Source organism: Pseudomonas sp. IT-P100 (assembly GCF_949767185.1).
GTDB classification, from domain to species: Bacteria; Pseudomonadota; Gammaproteobacteria; order Pseudomonadales; family Pseudomonadaceae; genus Aquipseudomonas; species Aquipseudomonas fluorescens_B.
In genome coordinates this window covers 1-18,058 of the sequence record NZ_CATKQK010000023.1, presented here as the reverse complement: position 1 = coordinate 18,058, position 18,058 = coordinate 1, and the positions used below count along the sequence as shown (strand labels likewise).

Annotated in this window: 14 protein-coding genes and 1 pseudogene; 6 read left to right on the top strand and 9 right to left on the bottom strand. The window is 58.5% G+C overall.

The window, feature by feature from the left end; translation table 11 throughout:
* Nucleotides 1-211, top strand: a 211-nt coding sequence (locus ACM6IQ_RS20270) for a DinB family protein (RefSeq protein WP_414879648.1), incomplete at its 5' end; no start/stop codon positions are given.
* A gap of 180 nt (nt 212-391) precedes the next feature.
* On the opposite strand, the gene ACM6IQ_RS20265 is transcribed toward ACM6IQ_RS20270, so the two are convergent.
* The gene (locus tag ACM6IQ_RS20265; RefSeq protein WP_414879647.1) at nt 392-1,327 is read right to left on the bottom strand and encodes a DMT family transporter; all 936 of its coding nucleotides are present in this window, start codon (nt 1,325-1,327) and stop codon (nt 392-394) included.
* A gap of 74 nt (nt 1,328-1,401) precedes the next feature.
* On the opposite strand from ACM6IQ_RS20265, the gene ACM6IQ_RS20260 reads away from it, so the two are divergent.
* Nucleotides 1,402-2,256 (top strand): LysR family transcriptional regulator, encoded by an 855-nt coding sequence (locus tag ACM6IQ_RS20260; RefSeq protein WP_017338354.1) that lies wholly within the window; start codon nt 1,402-1,404, stop codon nt 2,254-2,256.
* Nucleotides 2,257-2,536: 280 nt separating this feature from the next.
* On the opposite strand, the gene ACM6IQ_RS20255 is transcribed toward ACM6IQ_RS20260, so the two are convergent.
* Complete coding sequence (locus tag ACM6IQ_RS20255; RefSeq protein WP_414879649.1) at nt 2,537-2,842, bottom strand: hypothetical protein; 306 nt, start codon at nt 2,840-2,842, stop codon at nt 2,537-2,539.
* 724 nt (nt 2,843-3,566) lie between these two features.
* Here ACM6IQ_RS20255 and ACM6IQ_RS20250 point away from each other — a divergent pair.
* Nucleotides 3,567-4,457: a transporter substrate-binding domain-containing protein gene (locus ACM6IQ_RS20250; RefSeq protein ID WP_414879646.1), complete on the top strand. Its 891-nt coding sequence runs from the start codon at nt 3,567-3,569 to the stop codon at nt 4,455-4,457.
* Nucleotides 4,458-5,021: 564 nt separating this feature from the next.
* Here the strand turns inward: ACM6IQ_RS20250 and ACM6IQ_RS20245 are convergent.
* The 4 genes from ACM6IQ_RS20245 to xylA all read right to left on the bottom strand — a co-directional run bounded on the left by ACM6IQ_RS20245 (nt 5,022) and on the right by xylA (nt 10,264).
* On the bottom strand, nt 5,022-6,158 hold the full coding sequence (locus tag ACM6IQ_RS20245) for a sugar ABC transporter permease (RefSeq protein ID WP_017338358.1): 1,137 nt from the start codon (nt 6,156-6,158) through the stop codon (nt 5,022-5,024).
* Complete coding sequence (xylG, locus tag ACM6IQ_RS20240) at nt 6,159-7,715, bottom strand: D-xylose ABC transporter ATP-binding protein (protein ID WP_017338359.1); 1,557 nt, start codon at nt 7,713-7,715, stop codon at nt 6,159-6,161. It lies immediately after the preceding gene.
* Nucleotides 7,716-7,797: 82 nt separating this feature from the next.
* A complete protein-coding gene (gene xylF, locus ACM6IQ_RS20235; RefSeq protein ID WP_017338360.1) occupies nt 7,798-8,799 on the bottom strand; it encodes a D-xylose ABC transporter substrate-binding protein in 1,002 nt (333 codons plus the stop codon).
* Between the two features lie 148 nt (nt 8,800-8,947).
* Entirely contained in the window at nt 8,948-10,264 is a 1,317-nt protein-coding gene (xylA, locus tag ACM6IQ_RS20230) for a xylose isomerase (protein ID WP_017338361.1), read from the bottom strand.
* Between the two features lie 176 nt (nt 10,265-10,440).
* Between xylA and ACM6IQ_RS20225 the strand changes: the two genes are divergently transcribed.
* Nucleotides 10,441-11,637, top strand: a complete 1,197-nt coding sequence (locus tag ACM6IQ_RS20225) for a XylR family transcriptional regulator (RefSeq protein ID WP_017338362.1) — start codon at nt 10,441-10,443, stop codon at nt 11,635-11,637.
* A gap of 99 nt (nt 11,638-11,736) precedes the next feature.
* Here ACM6IQ_RS20225 and ACM6IQ_RS20220 read toward each other — a convergent pair whose 3' ends face one another.
* From ACM6IQ_RS20220 to ACM6IQ_RS20210, 3 genes are read right to left on the bottom strand one after another with little or no spacing between them, the layout of a single operon-like run.
* On the bottom strand, nt 11,737-13,320 hold the full coding sequence (locus tag ACM6IQ_RS20220) for an aldehyde dehydrogenase (NADP(+)) (RefSeq protein ID WP_414879645.1): 1,584 nt from the start codon (nt 13,318-13,320) through the stop codon (nt 11,737-11,739).
* Between the two features lie 17 nt (nt 13,321-13,337).
* On the bottom strand, nt 13,338-14,555 hold the full coding sequence (locus ACM6IQ_RS20215; RefSeq protein WP_414879644.1) for a fumarylacetoacetate hydrolase family protein: 1,218 nt from the start codon (nt 14,553-14,555) through the stop codon (nt 13,338-13,340).
* Nucleotides 14,556-14,582: 27 nt separating this feature from the next.
* Entirely contained in the window at nt 14,583-16,367 is a 1,785-nt protein-coding gene (locus ACM6IQ_RS20210; RefSeq protein WP_017338365.1) for an IlvD/Edd family dehydratase, read from the bottom strand.
* Between the two features lie 278 nt (nt 16,368-16,645).
* Here ACM6IQ_RS20210 and ACM6IQ_RS20205 point away from each other — a divergent pair, with 278 nt between their 5' ends.
* Nucleotides 16,646-17,683, top strand: coding sequence for a LacI family DNA-binding transcriptional regulator (locus ACM6IQ_RS20205; protein ID WP_414879643.1), 1,038 nt, complete (start codon nt 16,646-16,648; stop codon nt 17,681-17,683).
* A gap of 185 nt (nt 17,684-17,868) precedes the next feature.
* A pseudogene (locus ACM6IQ_RS20200) lies at nt 17,869-18,058 on the top strand (MFS transporter); the annotation flags it as partial.

Genomic DNA, 18,058 nt, shown 5'->3' with positions numbered 1-18,058 from the left:
TGACAATGGAGCTAAGCGAAACGAAACGGTCAACAATTACACAAGCATGAAAGGAACCCCCGCTGACAGGAGCTTTTATGGCTTGGTCATGCATTTCTTCAACCACCAGACTCATCACCGAGGCCAAGTTACTACTTTGCTGTCACAAGCTGGTGTCGACGTAGGCGATACTGATCTGGTCCTCCTCATTCCTTCCGAGTCGCGCACATAATCTAATAACCAGTGCTAGACCGGGATTTTCATGTCATACCGGGCTGGTAAACCAGCGTGGCCATCTGCAACACTCCTTCTGCTTACACAGAATTTAGATGTGTTGCATCGATCGGTTGAATCCACAGCCGATTGCAGTCTGTCGGCAAGAGCATCTTCTGCCCCGCAACATCCATCAGCTTTACCGCCAGGCCTGCCGAGCCTCCGACCGAACCACCATCCAGATGCCGACCCCGGACACTGCCATGCCTGACATCATTTGCCATGACAACGGTTCGTTGAACATGGCCCAGGCCCAAAGCATCGTGACGGGCGGGCTCAGGTACAAGACGCTGGCCACTCGTGTGGCTGTCGCCCGGCGCAGGCAGACCCAATAAAGCCCGTAGCCGCCTAACGTAGACAATCCCACCGTCCACAGTACGCTCAGCGCAAACCCCATGCCGGGTATCGGCGCCAGGCTACCTTGCGTGCCCTCGATCAGGGCGAATGCAAAACTCGACACGCAACATTGCAGCCACAGGTTGGGCAGGAGGTCCAGCGATTCAGAGGCGTGCAAATGCTTCTGCCAGAGTGTCGCGATGGCGAGCGAAAGCGTACCGAGCACCGGCAGGCCATACGCCCAGAGGGGCGCGCTACCCCAGGCCAGTGCGCCAAGCGTCACCACCACAACCCCAACCAGGCCGATGCCCAGCCCTGCCCAGACTTGCCAGGCCAGTCTTTGCCCCAGCACGCCAGCGGCCAGCAATGCGACCGCCATCGGCAGCAGGTTGGCGAACACCGCGGCAAGGCCCGCCGGTACACCCAGGGCTATGCCTTGTATGACGCCGGCCAGATAGCCGGCCATGGCCAGAAGACCGATGCCGGCGTTTTTCAGCAACACGGCAGGGGAGGTTTGCCGCAATTGCCTGTCGACGAAAGGAAACAGGATCAGCGTGACCACGACGCAGCGCCAAAACACCACCAACAAGGGGGACGCATAGTCCATCGAGAATCGCGCGCCGACGAATCCGGAACTCCAGGTCAGAATCAAAGCCGCCTCGAGCAGCGGCAGCGGTACCTTCTGGCGCCAGTGGGGGATGACTTGCTGCTGACAGGAGATCGGTGTGGGCTGGTTCATTGCCACAGGCTACGAAATCGGCCTAATCTAATAAATCAAAATAAAGTGCAGCAGTCATTCACGAAGATTAAATCATGACGGCGATCCTCGATATCGAGCTGGTACGTACATTTCATGCGGTGGCGCGGATTGGCAAATTCAGTGCGGCGGCCGAGCAGCTGCATAAAAGCCCGGCGGCGGTGAGCGTGCATATCCAGCGGCTTGAGGCAGTCGCCGGGGGGCGCTTGCTGAATCGCGATAATCAGTCCGTCTCCCTGACCGCACTGGGCAAGCGTTTGCTTTTGTCGACGACAGAACTGCTGAGCACCCATGACCGGGTGCTGGCCGACCTGCATGGAAGCCACCTGGCAGGACGCATTACCCTGGGTGTCCCCGACGAATACGCCGCCCACGTCATCCGCGACATCCTGCCGACATTCGCCGCTGCCTGGCCCAACGTGGTGCTGGAGTTGAAGACAGCCCCCAGTGATTCGCTGCGTGAGCAGGTCCAGCGTGGAAAGCTTCAGGCCGCGGTGATTGCCCAAGCCAGGGGGCAGTTGACCATGCAGGCGCAATTTCTCGTCGCCACCACGCCGATCTGGGTGGGGCCGGCAAACAAGTCGCTGGCCTCGATGGATCCGCTGCCACTGGCCGTACATGCGGCGCAATGCCCTTATCGGCAAGCCATGGTGGCATCACTCAAACAAAGCGGCCGCCGGTGGCGCGCGGTGCTGGACAGTCCGTCCAACCAGGCCGTCAGCGCCTGCGTGGAGGCCGGGTTGGCGATCAGTCTGATAGACCGCGCCAGGGTGACGGAAAGTATGCAGATCCTCGACGGTTTGCCCGTCATACCGGAGCATGAGGTCGTGTTTATCCGATCGCCGTCTTCAGATGGGGATGAAGCGGTGGATTTGCTCTCCCAAGCCATGCAACAGCATTTTCGGCTCTAATCCGTGAGCAAGGGAAACTGTCTTGCCCGATCGTCTCTTGCTGAATGGCATTGCGAGCAAAGCTGCACTACCGTGAAGGTGCAAGCCCTCGTGCCGCAGTCCTATTCTGGTTGAGAGGTGGATTTCATGAACAACATCATCTACATCGTCGGGTTAGTGGTGGTCGTCGTGGTTATCCTGTCGTTCCTCGGCTTTGCATAGGTTTCAATGCCTGCACTCCGCCAACACCACTTGGCAAGTAGTCGGCGTGCCACCGGATCGGCCGGCATAGCGGATGCAATTATCCAAGTTTTTTTTGCGCGCCATGCTCAAGGTGGAGCCCCAAGCCAGGCCACGCGTTGAACGCCCGCACCAGGTGCACGCCGGGCAGATACGGCTGATCCGCCAGGGCCACGCCCATGTCCAGCGCCTTGCGCCCGACACCTGCGTCACGGCCGCCGAATGGATTACTGGTGCTGAATATCACTTTGCCGTCCAGTTTGCCGGCGCCGATCACGCCGATCACGCCGATCTTGAGGGTGTCTGCCATTGCCTGGCTGGTGTACAGAAACAGGCCGGCGAGCATCAGAGAGAAGATTCTGGACATGCACTGGGCTCCTCGGTTGGACAGCAGTCTTGGAATCACCGTAGTTGAGCTTACATCTAAACAAAAGCTGCGGAGGGAGGCGGCGGACGAGCAGGGGTATTTGATGAGCGGCGTGAGGCGTGTTCAGCAAGGGAAGCTATTGTCTATGTGTTCGCCTCGCCAGTTGCCGCCCAACCAGCTCGTCCCTGAGGTGGCTGGCGAGGTGGAACCTCTTGGCCGATTTCTGCCTCTGCCCAGGCGCAGCAATCGACCCTTAGCTGACGGTGGCGAAAGGAAGAAAACAACCCAAAGCTGACACTGGTAAGTTACAGAAGTCGGCCAAAAGCTGAAGTAGCCAGCGTGGGGATCAGACATTCAAGGTCTGGCCTAACCCCTCGCGATGGGGCTTCTTCGTCCGGCGCCCATATCGATCGATACGTTAAGCCGCAGGCTTTAGATGCGCCTAAGTGTCAGCGAAATATCTTCCCTCATTTCCGCAACCCCAAATACTCCAATCGGCAGCGTGACGTCTTAAGCTGAAGCGCCCGCGATCCGTCGCGATGGAGTTTGTGCGACTTCGCACATGACTCGGTTTTCTGATCTGGCTCAAAGTATCTACCGTCCCTGGGCGTAGTGTTTGCAATAACGTTTCGTAGACATGCCGGACATTAGTGCTCACGTCCTTTACGTTTCTCAGTGTGTTTTTGAGATGTTTTTGCCTTTTTCATACTTTAAAGGGTGTCCGATGAAAACTTCATATTTCGTAGCAACGACAATCCTCGCCGCAGGCTTGTCTGCCATGGCACCCGCCAACTCGCAGACACTCGAAAAAGTTGCCGATAAAAACAAAATCACCGTGTCTTACCGGGAGGCATCGGTACCTTTCAGCTACTTGATCAGTCCTACCGAAGCCGTGGGTTTCTCAGTCGATTTAACCGATGCCATCGTTGATGATGTGCGCAGGAAGCTCAACAAGCCGAACTTAGAAGTGGCTTACATTCCTGTATCTTCGCAAACCCGCATTCCGTTGCTGGTCAACGGCACATACGATCTGGAGTGCGGATCCACAACCAACAACGCTGCGCGTGGCAAGGACGTGGCTTTTGCAATTAGCCATTTCTACACCGGCACGCGCCTATTGACCAAGAAGACCTCCGGCATAAGGAACTACGCCGATCTCGCAAAGAAGACTGTCGCCAGCACCGTCGGCAGCACGAACGAGAAGGTCCTCCGCCAATACAGTACCGACAACAATCTAGACGTACAGGTTGTCTTGGGCAAAGACTATGACGACTCCTTGGCGCTGGTTGAAAATGATCGTGCCGTGGCGTTTGCCATGGACGATATTCTGCTTTTTGGCCTCATGGCGAACTCCAAAAATCCCGATTCGCTCGAAGTCGTGGGTGATGCGCTGCAAGTCGAACCCTACGGCTGCATGCTTCGCAAAGATGATCCTGAGTTCAAGCAATTGGTCGATGGCACCATTACCCGTCTCATGGAGTCGGGCGAATTCGTAAGGCTATACACCAAGTGGTTTCAATCACCGATTCCTCCAAAAGGAATGAATCTGAATATGCCGATGAGCGAACAGCTCAAAGCCAATCTCAAGGCGCGCAGTGACAAACCAGTGCTTTAAAGCTTGACGAGTACCTGAGCAAATGACACAGAAGTCTGACTTGACTCGATCATTGTGAGCAGCTGCCGGTTCCGAGTCGCATCGGGTCGGCACTAACGCTCGTTGAGAGGCGGTTCCAGGCGCAAAGCTAAGATTAGGGTTGGCTCCATTCACTTAATTGAGTACACAGCCGGTGGGTTGCGGAATCTCATACTTTTCAAGAATTCGAAACCAAGCAATATGATTTTCGGACACCTCAATAAGTGGAACAGTGACGTTCGTTGACTGAGCGATCGCACGGTCATGTCACGGGCCATATCAGTCGTAGCCTGGAACACGCCAACGCTGTTTTTACAGCCTCTGGAATGGGCCAAAATCAGCTTTTTTCAGGCCGTCAGCGCTTTCATGAAACCGTTGGCACCAATGATTTTCATGACCCGTTTCAAGTTGCAGGCGAGAACATTCAAGCTCATCTCCGCACTTACTCCGGCGGGTGGCTGACCATCGGTGGCCGCATGACAACCGTCGCGAAAAATCGCCTCTCCCTAGACGCAGACTGCCGCGGATCACTTCATACACAGCAGATCAACGTCGCCCAGTCCGAGTGCTCACATCTACCCACACGGCCAACACCAGAATGCTGCCCTTGACGATCATCTGCCAGTAACTGTCGACGTCGAGCATGGACATGCCGTTGTCCAGGCTGGTAATGACCAGTGCGCCGAGGAGGGCGCCGTAAACGGTGCCGGACCCGCCGCGCATGGAGGTGCCGCCGATGAAGCAGGCGGCGATGGCGTCGAGTTCGCCCATGCTTCCGGCCGAGGGTGAACCGGCGGCCAGGCGAGCGGTGTTGACCACGCCGGCGAGGGCGCACATGACGCCCATGATTCCGAAAATCCACAGCTTCACGGCCTGCACATTGATACCGGAGAGACGTGTCGCTTCCATGTTGCTGCCCACGGAATATACGCGCCGGCCGAACACGGTCTGGCTGGTCACGTAGCTGAAACCGCCCAGCAGAACCAGCAGAAGCAGGACCGGCACGGGAATGCCGTCATAGCTGTTGAGGGTCTGGACGAATCCGGCTAGCACCGCGCCGATCAACAGCACACGCACGACGTCACGCACCAGTGAATGTGCCGCAAGGCCATGAAGGGCGCGATTGCGTCGTTGTTTCCAAGTCAGGAACAACGTCAGTGCGAACAGCAGAACGCCCAGGCCCGTGCCGATTATGTGGGGCAAATAACCCTGACCGATGTAGACGAGTTCCGGCGATACCGGGGCGATGGTCGTGCCGCCGGTAATCCCCAGCAAAATGCCGCGGAAAGCCAGCATGCCTCCCAGCCCGACGATGAATGACGGAATACGCAGGTAGGCGGCCATGTAGCCGTTGGCGAGGCCGATCAGCAGCCCGCACAGGGCCACAAGGCCCAGGTTCGCCAGCAACGGTACGTGGTAGACCACGTCGAGAATAGCTGCGACGCCTCCGAGCAGGCCCAGCAATGAGCCGACCGACAAATCGATCTCTCCGCTGATGATGACCAGCACCATGCCGCAGGCGAGAATCCCGGTAATGGACATCTGGCGCAGCAGGTTGGAAAGGTTGCGCGGTGTCAGGAATCCGCCCTCGGTCTGCCAACTGAAGTACAGCCAGATAAACGCCACGGCAAACACCAGCGCGAGCATCTTGTAGCGAGTGAAGAGTTGTTTGACCTGGTTCATTTACGCGGATTTCCGATCATTATTGTTATGGCCATCAGGCTGGCTGAGTGCGGCGGCGAGCAGCTGTTCCTGGGTGAGTCCGTGGTTGATGAAGTCACCCCGCAACTGGCCTTCGCCAATCACCAGAACGCGGTCGGAAACGCCGAGCACTTCGGCCAGCTCTGACGACACCATGATGATCGACACGCCTTCGGCCGCCAGCGCCCCCATCAGCTTGTAGATCTCGTACTTGGCGCCGACATCCACACCTCGGGTGGGCTCATCGAGAATCAGCACCCGGGGCTTGGTCAGTAGCATCTTCGCCAATACGGCTTTTTGTTGATTGCCGCCGGACAGACTGATGATTGGCAGGAACGGGCTCGCGGTCTTGAGGTGCAGGCGTGAAATTTCTCGATCGATGCTGCCCAGTTCGGCTTCGGCATCGATGCGGGTCAGTTTCGAGTAGCTGTCCAGCACGGCCAGGGTGATGTTCTGGCCGACGCCCAGGTCTGGAATGATGCCCTGGCGCTTGCGGTCCTCGGGCACCAGGCACAGGCCAGCACGGATTGACTTGAGCGGCGTGCGGGTGTCGATGAGTTGGCCGTCCAGCCAGACTTCGCCTTCCTGGCGACCGGGGTAGGCGCCGAACAGCGCTGTCACCAGTTCGGTGCGGCCTGCGCCGACCAGTCCGGCGATGCCGAGGATTTCCCCGCGTTTGAGGCTGAAGGAAATATCGTCGACTCGTTTGCGCTGGGGGTTGTCGACGTCGTAGCAGGTGATGTGGCGGGCCTCGAAAATCACCTCGCCAATATCGTGTGGTTCGGTGGGGTAGAGGTTGCTCATTTCCCGTCCGACCATCTGGGTGATGATCTGTGGAATATCCATGTCCACCATGGCAGTCGTGGCGATGTGTTTGCCATCGCGGATCACCGAAATGGTGTCGCACACGGCGGCCACTTCATCGAGCTTGTGGGAGATGTAGACACAGGCAACACCCTTGGCCTTGAGGTCGCGGATGATGTCCAGCAGCACCTCGATTTCCGAACGGGTCAGGGCCGATGAAGGCTCGTCAAGGATCAGTAGGCGCGCGTGCTTGTTCAGTGCCTTGGCGATTTCCACCAGTTGCTGATAGCCGCCGCCGTACTGCGAAACCGGCAGCGATACGTTCATGTCCGGCACTTTCAATTCACGCATCAGGGCTTCGGCGCGGTGGATCATCGCCGGGTAATTCATCCGTCCACCGGGCAGCGTTAGTTCATGGCCCATGAAAATGTTCTCGGCCACCGACAGGTCGGGAACCAGGGTCAGTTCCTGGTGAATGATGACGATGCCCGCGGCTTCCGTTTCGCTGATCGATTGCGCCTTGAGTGGTTGACCGTCCCAGAGGATTTCACCGTCCCAGGTGCCATGGGGGTAGACCGCGGAAAGGATCTTCATCAGCGTGGATTTGCCTGCGCCGTTCTCGCCGCACAACCCGACGCATTCCCCCGGCTTGACCTTGATGTCGATGCCATTGAGCGCTGTGACACCGCCGAAGGTTTTGACGATACCGTTCATTTGCAGCAGATAGTCGGACATGGCAGAGACTCATAAGCGGCAGGTACGAGGCCGGTCCCGCAGGAGCAAGTTCGCTCCTGCAGGTGGCATTACGGGGCGATGATCACTGCCCGGCAATCTGCGCCTTGGTGTAAAACCCGTCCTGTTCCAGCAAGTCGATGTTGTCCTTGGTCAACGGAGTCGGGGTGAGCAGGATGGTGTCGACTTTTTTGCTGCCATTGTCGTACTGCGAGCTGTAGGCGGGTTTCTCGTTACGCGCCAGTTGCACCGAGAGCTTTGCGGCTTCGGAGGCGATGAGTTTGAGCGGTTTGTACACGGTCATGGTTTGCGTGCCGGAGATCACTCGCTTGACCGCTGCGAGGTCTGCGTCCTGCCCCGAAATCGGCACCTTGCCGGCCAGTTGCTGAGAGGCCAATGCCTGGATGGCGCCACCTGCCGTGGCGTCGTTGGACGCGACGATGCCGTCAATTTTGTTGTTGTTGCGGGTCAAGGCGTTTTCAACAATGCTCAGCGCTTCGGTCGGGTTCCATTCCTTCACCCATTGTTGGCCTACGATCTTGATATCGCCCTTGTCGATGGCCGGTTGCAGCACTTTCATCTGACCTTCGCGCAGGACTTTTGCGTTGTTGTCGGTAGGCGCACCACCGAGCAGGAAGTAATTGCCCTTGGGCGCAGCGTGCAGCACGCCGCTGGCCTGCATCTCGCCGACCTTTTCGTTATCGAAGGAAATGTAGGCGTCGACATCCGCGTTGAGTATCAGGCGGTCATAGGACACGACTTTGATCCCGGCTTTCTTCGCTTCGGCCACTACATTGGTCAGGACCGTGGCGTTGAAGGGCACGATGACGATCACATCGACGCCACGGGAAATGAGATTTTCGATTTGCGAAATTTGCTTTTGCTCGTTGGCATCGGCCGACTGTACAAAGACCTTGGCGTCCATTTTCTCTGCCGCCGCGACGAAGTAATCGCGGTCACGTGACCAGCGTTCCAGCCGCAGATCATCAATGGAGAAACCGATTTTCGGGTGGGCAGCATCGGCCATCACCGGTAGCGACAGCAGCGCCAGGGCGCTGGCCAGTAGCGCGCGTTTCACATTCTTCATAGTGGTGCGTCCTTTTGTTTTTGTTTGAAAGACACTGCCTGACGATGAGTCTCGGGCTGGTAGAACTGTAGAGAATCGGCAGACGCAGCGGACACAGATTTGTCGTGCGAATGTCACAGCGTTAATGCGCCCGCAGACGCCGGGGCGATCAGCGATAGATGAACCGGTTGACGACGTTTTCGAGCATCTCCTGCCTGCCGCTGACGGCCTGCGGATTCAGTTCGTTGGCGAAGGCATGTTCGGCCAATGACTGGAGGTTGAACTCACCCGTCAGCACCGCCTGCCCGAACGGCTGCTGCCAGCCGGCGTAGCGTTGATCCTTGAGCAGTTGAAGCTGATCGTTCTGCACCATGGCGGCTGCCCGCTCCAGGGACAGGGCGAGGACATCCATTGCGCCGACGTGACCATGGAACAGATCGATCTCACCGAGGCTCTGGCGGCGAACCTTGGAGTCGAAGTTGTACCCGCCATTCTTAAACCCGCCGGCCTTGAGGATTTCATAGGTGGCCAGGGTCATTTCTTCGACGCTGTTGGGGAACTGATCGGTGTCCCAGCCGTTCTGCGGATCACCGCGGTTGGCGTCTATGCTGCCGAAAATCCCCAGCGAGATGGCGGTCGCAATCTCGTGATGAAAGCTATGACCGGCGAGGGTCGCGTGGTTGGCTTCGATGTTGACCTTGATTTCCTTTTCCAGGCCGAACTGCTGGAGAAAGCCAAACACGGTGGCGCTGTCGTAATCGTATTGGTGCTTGGTCGGCTCCTGCGGCTTGGGTTCGATCAGCAGGTCACCTTTGAAACCGATCTTGTACTTGTGCTCGACCACCATGCGCATGAAGCGGCCCAGTTGTTCGCGTTCACGTTTCAAGTCGGTATTGAGCAGGGTTTCGTAGCCTTCGCGACCGCCCCACAACACGTAGTTGGACCCTTTCAGGCGTTGGGTCGCGTTCATGGCGCTGAAGACCTGGGCAGCGGCGAAGGCAAACACTTCGGGGTCCGGGTTGCTGGCGGCGCCGGCGGCAAAGCGCGGATTGCTGAAGCAGTTGGCGGTGCCCCAAAGCAGCTTGATCCCGCTTTCCTCCTGATGTCGCTCCAGATGATCAATCATTTGCGCGAAGTGGTTGCGGTAGTCCTTCAGCGAATTGCCTTCCGGGGCGACATCCGTGTCGTGGAAGCAGTAATAGTCTAAACCCAGTTTGGAGAAGAACTCGAACGCGGCTTCCGCCTTGCCAATCGCCAGCTCCATCGGGTCGCCGGCGTGTTGCCACGGGCGCTTGAAAGTACCTGCACCGAACACATCGGAGCCCGGCCAGACAAAGGTGTGCCAATAACAGGCGGCCATGCGCAGGTGTTCGCGCATGGGTTTGCCGAGGATGATTTTGTCGGCGTCGTAGTGACGGAAGGCGAGGGCAGAATCGCTGGCAGGACCTTCGTAGCGAATCTTGTCGACATCGGGGAAGTACAGCATTGGCAATGTCCTTGTTGTTCTTGGCGGTGTCTCGATACTAGCAACGGCGCCATGCCTGCTGATTATGAAAATCACCAACACTGGGTGCGATTTTGCGTATTGAGATTCGTGGTCTGCGCGCCTAGTCTGTGCAAACCGCCTCCGTGAGAAGGGGCCCCGGAACAAGCCTGAAAAAAATGAAAACAGTACCGCCTGTTCACCGCATCGCACTGTTGTTCAACGGTAGCAAGATCTATGACCGGGGCATCATCAGTGGCATCGGCAACTACCTGAGCAGCACCCGCGCGTCCTGGGACCTGTTCCTGGAAGAGGACTTTCTCTGCCGGTTGAAAGGGATCGAGCGCTGGCAGGGTGACGGGATCATTGCCGACTTCGACGATCCGCTGATTGGCGAGGCGCTGGCCGACATCAAGTTGCCGGTGGTGGCGGTGGGTGGTTCTTATCAGGATGAGCGCGCCTACCCGAAAGGAATCCCTTATGTCGCCACCGACAATAACGCATTGATTACCCTGGCTTACGCGCACTTGATCGAGGCGGGGCTGCAGCGTTTTGCCTGCTTCAGCCTGCCTGAAGCGCAGGCCAATCGTTGGGCGCAGGAGCGGGAAAAAGCCTTTCGACGGCTGATGCAACGTGACGGCTTGCATGCCGAGGTCTACCGCGGCATGGGCACCAGTGCACCTCTCTGGGACAGCGCCGTCGAACAACTGATCGCCTGGCTGCAAAGCCTGCCTAAACCCATAGGTATCATCGCCGTCAGTGACGCCCGTGCAAGGCAGTTGCTGCAGGCCTGCCTGACCGCCGGAATCGCCGTACCGGAACAGGTAGCGTTGATCGGCATCGACAACGATCCGCTGACACGCAGCCTGACCCGGGTCCCCTTGAGCTCAGTCATTCAGGGCACCGAAACCATGGGCCGCACTGCCGCGCAACTGCTCCACCAGATGCTGCACGGCATGCCGTCCACCGGCACGCACATCCTGATCCCGCCGGATGCGATCAACGTGCAGGTGTCGAGTTTGCACCAACCGTTGGGCAACCCCTACGTCATGCAAGCGCTGCTGTTTATCCGCCAATATGCCTGCCAGGGCATCAAGACCGCGCAAGTGGCGGCTTATGTCGGGGTCTCGCGCTCATCGCTGGAGTCGCACTTTCGCACTGTGAGGGGCTGCAGCGTGCATGATGAGATTCTGCATTTCAAACTGGCGGCGGCGACGAGCGAGTTGGAAAATACCGAGACAGCGATTGCGGACGTTGCCCGCTCGTGCGGATTCAAATCCGCACAGTATCTGCACACGGTGTTTCGTCGCGAGTTTGGCTGTACGCCCCGTGAATACCAGCAGGGCGCTATAGTGGTGCCGGGTGCAATTGGTTGATTGTTTTAGGGTGAGAAGGGTTGGTTTGGCCAGAAGTAGTCATTCGACACTGGAGACAGTCGATTTAACATCACCGTAGTGCGGGATCTAACTGGCGCATCAACGCAAACGCTCATTTGTGCTGGCGCCGTCTACCAGGCGTTGAATGCCGAGCGGGTTGGCGTTTTTCAACGCGTCGGGAAGCAAACTGTCCGGGTAGTTCTGGAAGCAGATCGGCCGCAGGAAGCGGTTGATCGACAGCGTTCCCACGGACGAGCCTCGGGCATCCGAGGTGGCGGGGTAGGGGCCGCCATGAACCATCGCATCGCAGACCTCGACACCGGTCGGGTAACCATTGAGCAAAAGGCGACCCGCCTTCAGTTCCAACACTGGAATCAATTCGGCAAACATCTCCAGATCCGCGGGTTCGGCAATCAAGGTCGCGGTCAGTTGTCCCTGCAAACCGTGCAGCGCGTGCTGCAGCTGTTGCCGGTCATTGACCGCAACGACGACTACAACCGGGCCAAACACCTCGTGCTGCAGCAGTTCGTCATGGTTGATCAGCAGTTCGGCGTCCGCTTCGAACAGCTGTGGGTGAGCCTGGATACCTGCTTGAGGATTCCCCGCTCGATGGTGGATCTGCGGGTGATCATGCAGGCGGGTCAGGCCATCGGAGTAATTGCACAGCCCGCCGGCGTTGAGCAGGGTATGTGCAGGCTGAGCGTTGATCTGCCAGGTCAGGTCATCGAGAAACGCATCGAACTCGGGAGAGCGTATTCCGATCACCATGCCAGGTTTTGTGCAGAACTGTCCTGCCCCTTGAACCACAGAGGCGCTGACCTCGGCCGCAATGTTTGCACCACGGGTCTTGAGGGCCTCCGGCAGCACCAGTACCGGATTGACACTCGACATCTCGGCGAACACCGGGATGGGTTCTGGTCTTGCCGCTGCCATGTCACACAGCGCCCGGCCGCCCTTGAGCGATCCGGTGAAGCCTACGGCCTTGATTGCCGGGTGTTGCACCAGCCAGGCACCGACCGTCCCGCCGTAAATCATGTTGAAGACACCGGGCGGCATTCCGGTCTGTTCGGCGGCGCGAATGATTGCCAGAGCGACCCATTCCGCCGTAGCCATGTGCCCGGGGTGGGCCTTGAATACCACCGGGCAACCCGCCGCCAGCGCAGCGGCGGTATCACCGCCCGCCGTAGAGAAGGCCAGGGGGAAATTGCTGGCGCCGAATACGGCGACCGGGCCGATACCGATGTGGTATTGGCGCAGATCGGGACGGGGCAGCGGTTGACGGTCAGGCAAGGCACGATCGATACGTGCACCAAAGAAATCCCCACGTCGCAACACCTTGGCAAACAGTCTCATCTGACCACTGGTACGGGCACGTTCACCCTGAATACGTGCGGCCGGCAGCGCCGTTTCGCGGCAGACCGTCGCGATGAATTCGTCACCCAGGGCGTCGAGTTCATCCGCGATGGCGTCGAGAAACGCCGCGCGTCGAAGGGGCGGCAGGGTGCGGTACAGCGGGTAGGCCGCTGCCGCCGCATGGGCGGCAGCATCCACTTCCTCTCGCGTGGCTTCAGTAAAGTAGCCCGGCAGTTCCTGCCCAGTGGTGGCGTCGAAACTCTGCAGGCGAGAGTGCCCCTTGGCACTGCGTCCGCCGTTGATAAAGTTGTGTCCGGTGTAAGCGTTCATAGGGATTCTCGTGTTGGCTAGCGTGGCTTGATGGCGGCAGAAACCAAGCCACGGCTGTGTAGGTTGTCGAGCAGGGCGCGATAACCCATCTGCCAGGCCGGCGCGCGATCGCTTGTCGTCACGCGGTTGACCAGCGTGCCGAACCTGGCGCTGCTGATGGCGACCAGATCACCCTCTTTATGGGTGAAGCCTCCGCCGGGTATATCGCGGTCTTGCTTGGGGGCAAACAGCGTGCCGAGGAACAGCACAAAGCCGTCCGGGTACTGATGGTTCTCGTTGAGTGTCTGGGCGACCAGATCCAGCGGGTCACGGCTGATCTGGTTCATGGAGCTGCTGCCATCCATGATGAAACCATCGTCGCCTACGACACGCAGTGCGACTTCTGCCGAGCGCACCTCCTCGATGCTGAAGGTTTCATCGAACAGTCGGATAAACGGCCCAAGCGCGGTTGACGCATTGTTGTCTTTGGCTTTGGAAAGCAACAACGCACTGCGCCCTTCGAAGTCGCGCAGGTTGACGTCATTGCCCAACGTAGCGCCCTGTACCTTGCCACGACTGGAAACGGCCAATACCACTTCGGGCTCTGGATTGTTCCAGCTGGACTTCGGATGGATACCAATGTCCGATCCGTAACCCACCGCTGACAACGGCTGAGCTTTGGTGAATATCTCGGCGTCCGGGCCGATGCCTACTTCGAGGTACTGCGACCACATGCCCTGGCTGATCAGCACTTCCTTGAGCGCGGCGGCCTGGGAAGAGCCCGGCACGATGTCCCCGAGGTCAGTACCGATGCTCGCTACCAGAGTTGCGCGAATGCTATCGGCCTTGGCCGGGTCGCCCTTGGCCTGCTCTTCGACCACCCGCTCAAGCATGCTGGTTGCGAAAGTCACCCCGGCGGCTTTTATCGCTTGCAGGTCAATCGGCGCCAGCAGCCACGGCTGTGTTTCGTCTCGGATCGAGACATCGCTGTTGCGCAGTAACGCGTCGACGCTGATTAGCGCTTGCTCCAATGGCAGGCTGCGCAGGTAAGCAACGGGGTCATCGAGTTCAAGCAGAGCCGAAACGGTCGCTACCCGAACGCTGATGTCATAGACCTCGCGGTCTTTAAGCAGGACGATGGCAGGCCCTGCCGTGGCGCCAGGAATCCACACGCGACCGATCCAGGTGCCTTGCGTGAGGTCCTGGGCTGGAGTGTTCAAATCCGACAATGTGATGGCAACGTTTGTTTGGGGCATGAAAAGAACCTCGGCAGAAGTGGCGAATCAGTGGGAATGACGTGGGTCGCCGCTGCGTGCGATGACCCGCAGGTGCAAGGTCGCGGGCTCCAGGCAACCACCGGTCGAGAGTTGGCCAACCTGCTGTCGGTAGAGTTCCTGCCATGGCGTTTGCGAGGCTGGAAAGGACGGTTTGAACGCCGCCTGGCGGCGTGCCATTTCGCTCTCATCCACCAGTAGATCGACGCGGCGAGCGTTGAGGTCGACGCGAAGGCGATCATTGGTTTCCAGCAAACCGATGCCGCCCCCCACCGCGGCTTCAGGGGACATGTTGAGTATCGACGGGCTGGCCGAGGTCCCGCTCTGGCGTCCATCACCCAGGCAGGGCAGGGAGTCAATGCCTCGTTTGATCAGTGCTGCGGGTGGGGCCATGTTGACCACTTCGGCGCTGCCTGGATAACCCACGGTGCCGCAGCCCCGAATCACCAGAATGCAACGCTCGTCGATGTCCAGAGCCGGGTCGTTGATGCGCGCCTGATAGTCCTCGGGGCCATCGAAAACAATGGCTCTGGCTTCGAAACTGTTTTCCGCGCCCGGCTCGGACAGGTAGGTTTTGCGGAATGCTTCGCCCACCACCGACATCTTCATGATGGCGCTGTCGAAGAAATTACCGCTCAGCACGATGAACCCGGCCCGTTGAATCAAGGGATTTTCGTACGCGTGGATCACATCGGTATCGCTGGCGGCCGTATGGCTGACGATCTCGCCAACGGTCTTGCCTGAGACCGTGTCGCAGCCTTCATGCAGTCGCCCGGCTTTCTGCAGTTCGTGCATGACTGCCGGGACGCCGCCCGCGCGGTGGAATCCCTCGCCAAGGTATTTCCCGGCGGGCATGCAATTGACCAGCAGGGGCACGTCTTCGCCAATCCGTTGCCAGTCTTCCAGGCTGAGATCGATGCCGGTGTGCCGCGCGATAGCGATGAGGTGCGGCGGGCAATTGGTCGACGCGCCCAAGGCCGACGCCACGGCAATGGCATTTTCAAAGGCTTCGCGGGTCATGATTTGGCTAGGACGAATATCCTGACGGACCATGTCGACGATGCGCTTGCCAGTCGCATACGCCATCTGGCCGCGTTCACGATAGGCGGCCGGAATGCTCGCACAGCCGGGCAGGGACATACCCAGCGCTTCGGCCAGTGCGTTCATCGACAACGCGGTGCCCATCGTGTTGCAGTGACCGATCGAAGGAGAGGCCGCCGTGGTCATCTCCATGAAGCCTTCATAATCGATCTCTCCACTGGAGAGCAGGTTGCGCGCATGCCACAGCACCGTGCCGGAGCCGATCAATTTGCCTTTGTGGTGCCCATCAAGCATTGGACCGCCCGACAAGACGATCGCCGGGATATCAACCGTCGCGGCCGCCATGAGACAGGCAGGGGTGGTCTTGTCGCAGCCAGTGGTCAGCACCACGCCATCCAGCGGGTACCCATGAAGAATCTCGACCAGGCCCAGGTACGCCAGGTTGCGATCCAGTGCGGCAGTTGGACGCCGGGTTTGTTCGGCCATCGGGTGCACCGGGAACTCCATCGGAATGCCGCCGGCATCGCGAATACCTGCTTTGGTGCGTTGCGCGAGTTCGAGGTGATGACGGTTGCACGGCGCGAGATCGCTACCGGTTTGAGCGATGCCGATGATGGGACGGCCCGATTGCAACTCCTCGCGCGTCATACCGTAATTCATGAAGCGTTCGACGTAGAGCGCGGTCATGTCAGCATGACTGGGATCGTCAAACCATTGTTGACTTCGCAGAGGCAGAGGAGTGTTTTCGGGCATGGTTTTTATCTCTTGTTAGAGGCATATCAGCGGAAAGTGAACCACCGCAGGAGACGACAAACAGGCGAATCATCACCGCCGTCGGCGTTCGAATGGCTTGATGTTACCGGTAACATTTTATTTGTAAAGACCCAATCTCGATGTTCGAATGGGCGCTGGACGCCTTTGCAAGGAGCAGAGGTCGGCCTGCCAACGGCCATGTATAATCAGCGACCATCTGTGTTGGCGGCGTTGATTTCCAGGGCCCGCCCGGTCATTTTCAGGAAAACAGGACGTTCATGAGTTACGAGGATTCAGGCAAACCCACCACGCCGCCGCGAATGGCCGACGTCGCCAAACTGGCCGGTGTTTCGAAAATGACGGTTTCCCGGGTCCTGGCCGGTCGCGACGTCTCAGAGCGCACGCAGAAGCTGGTCCACGAGGCGATTGAAACGCTCGGCTATCTGCCTGATGCCTCTGCAGGAACCCTGGCCACCGGACGTTCGGAATTTATCGTTGCGCTGGTGCCGTCTTTGGCGAGTTCGAACTTTGCCGACACCGTCCGCGGCCTGAATGATGCCGTTAGCGAACATGGGCTCTGTCTGCTGTTGGGTGACACGGATTACCACTTGGAGCAGGAGGCATTGCTGGTACGCACATTGCTACGCCACCGGCCGGTAGGGGTGATGTTGACGGGCAGCGCGCATTTGGACGAAACCCGTAAACTTCTACGCCAAGCACAGGTTCCCGTTGTAGAGACTTGGGATATTCCAACCGATCCTATCGAGCAATCAGTTGGATTTTGTAACGTGTCCGCCGCCGCGGCGTTGTACGAATATCTGTATCAGCAAGGCTATCGGCGAATTGGTTACATCGGTGGCGCGTCGGTTCTCGACCATCGAGGACAGCAACGTCAGCAAGGCTACCTTCAGGCTGTCGCGGCGTTGGGGGCAGGTGAGCCCCGGGTGATGGAATATGGCGAGTCGCCTATCACCATGAGCCATGGCGGAGAGTCCGTGAAGAGACTGCTGGAGAAGTGGCCGGACACAGACGCGGTCATGTGCGTCAGTGACCTGTCAGCGTTCGGCGCGATCATGGAATGCCATCGGCAAGGTCGACGGGTGCCCGGGGACATTGCGATCGCCGGTTTTGGCGATTTCGAAGTCTCACGGTACTGCACGCCGACGATCACCACGGTTTCGGTCGACCCCTACGGAATTGGCCGCCGCGCAGGTGAGTTGCTGGTTGCCAGTGCCGCTGCCCAGCGTCTTGGACTGCCTCGTCCGAAGGCGTCCGATGTCGTCGAATTCAAAATCCTGGCGCGCGAAAGCACCTGAATTTTTTTAACCGGGCGCGCTTGCTTTGCGTCGAATTTAATTGCTAGATTAAAAATGTTACCGGTAACAGACTAACTTGCAGCGTCTTTTTTCCCTGTGGATTGGCCTAGGTCAGCCCAAGGAACTCAAGGTCGCAAGCCAAAAACAAAAACAATCGGCATGACGACATGCCTTGAGGTCAACACATGGAATCAGTATCTCAGCGTCCTCTCGAAGGAGAGGGCTCGGCGGAGCTTACCTCCGAGGATCGTACCTACCGCAAAGTCATCCTGCGCATCCTGCCGATCCTGCTGTTCTGCTACATGGCGGCGTACCTGGATCGGGTGAATATCGGCTTTGCCAAGCTGGACATGCTCAACGATCTGCAATTCAGCA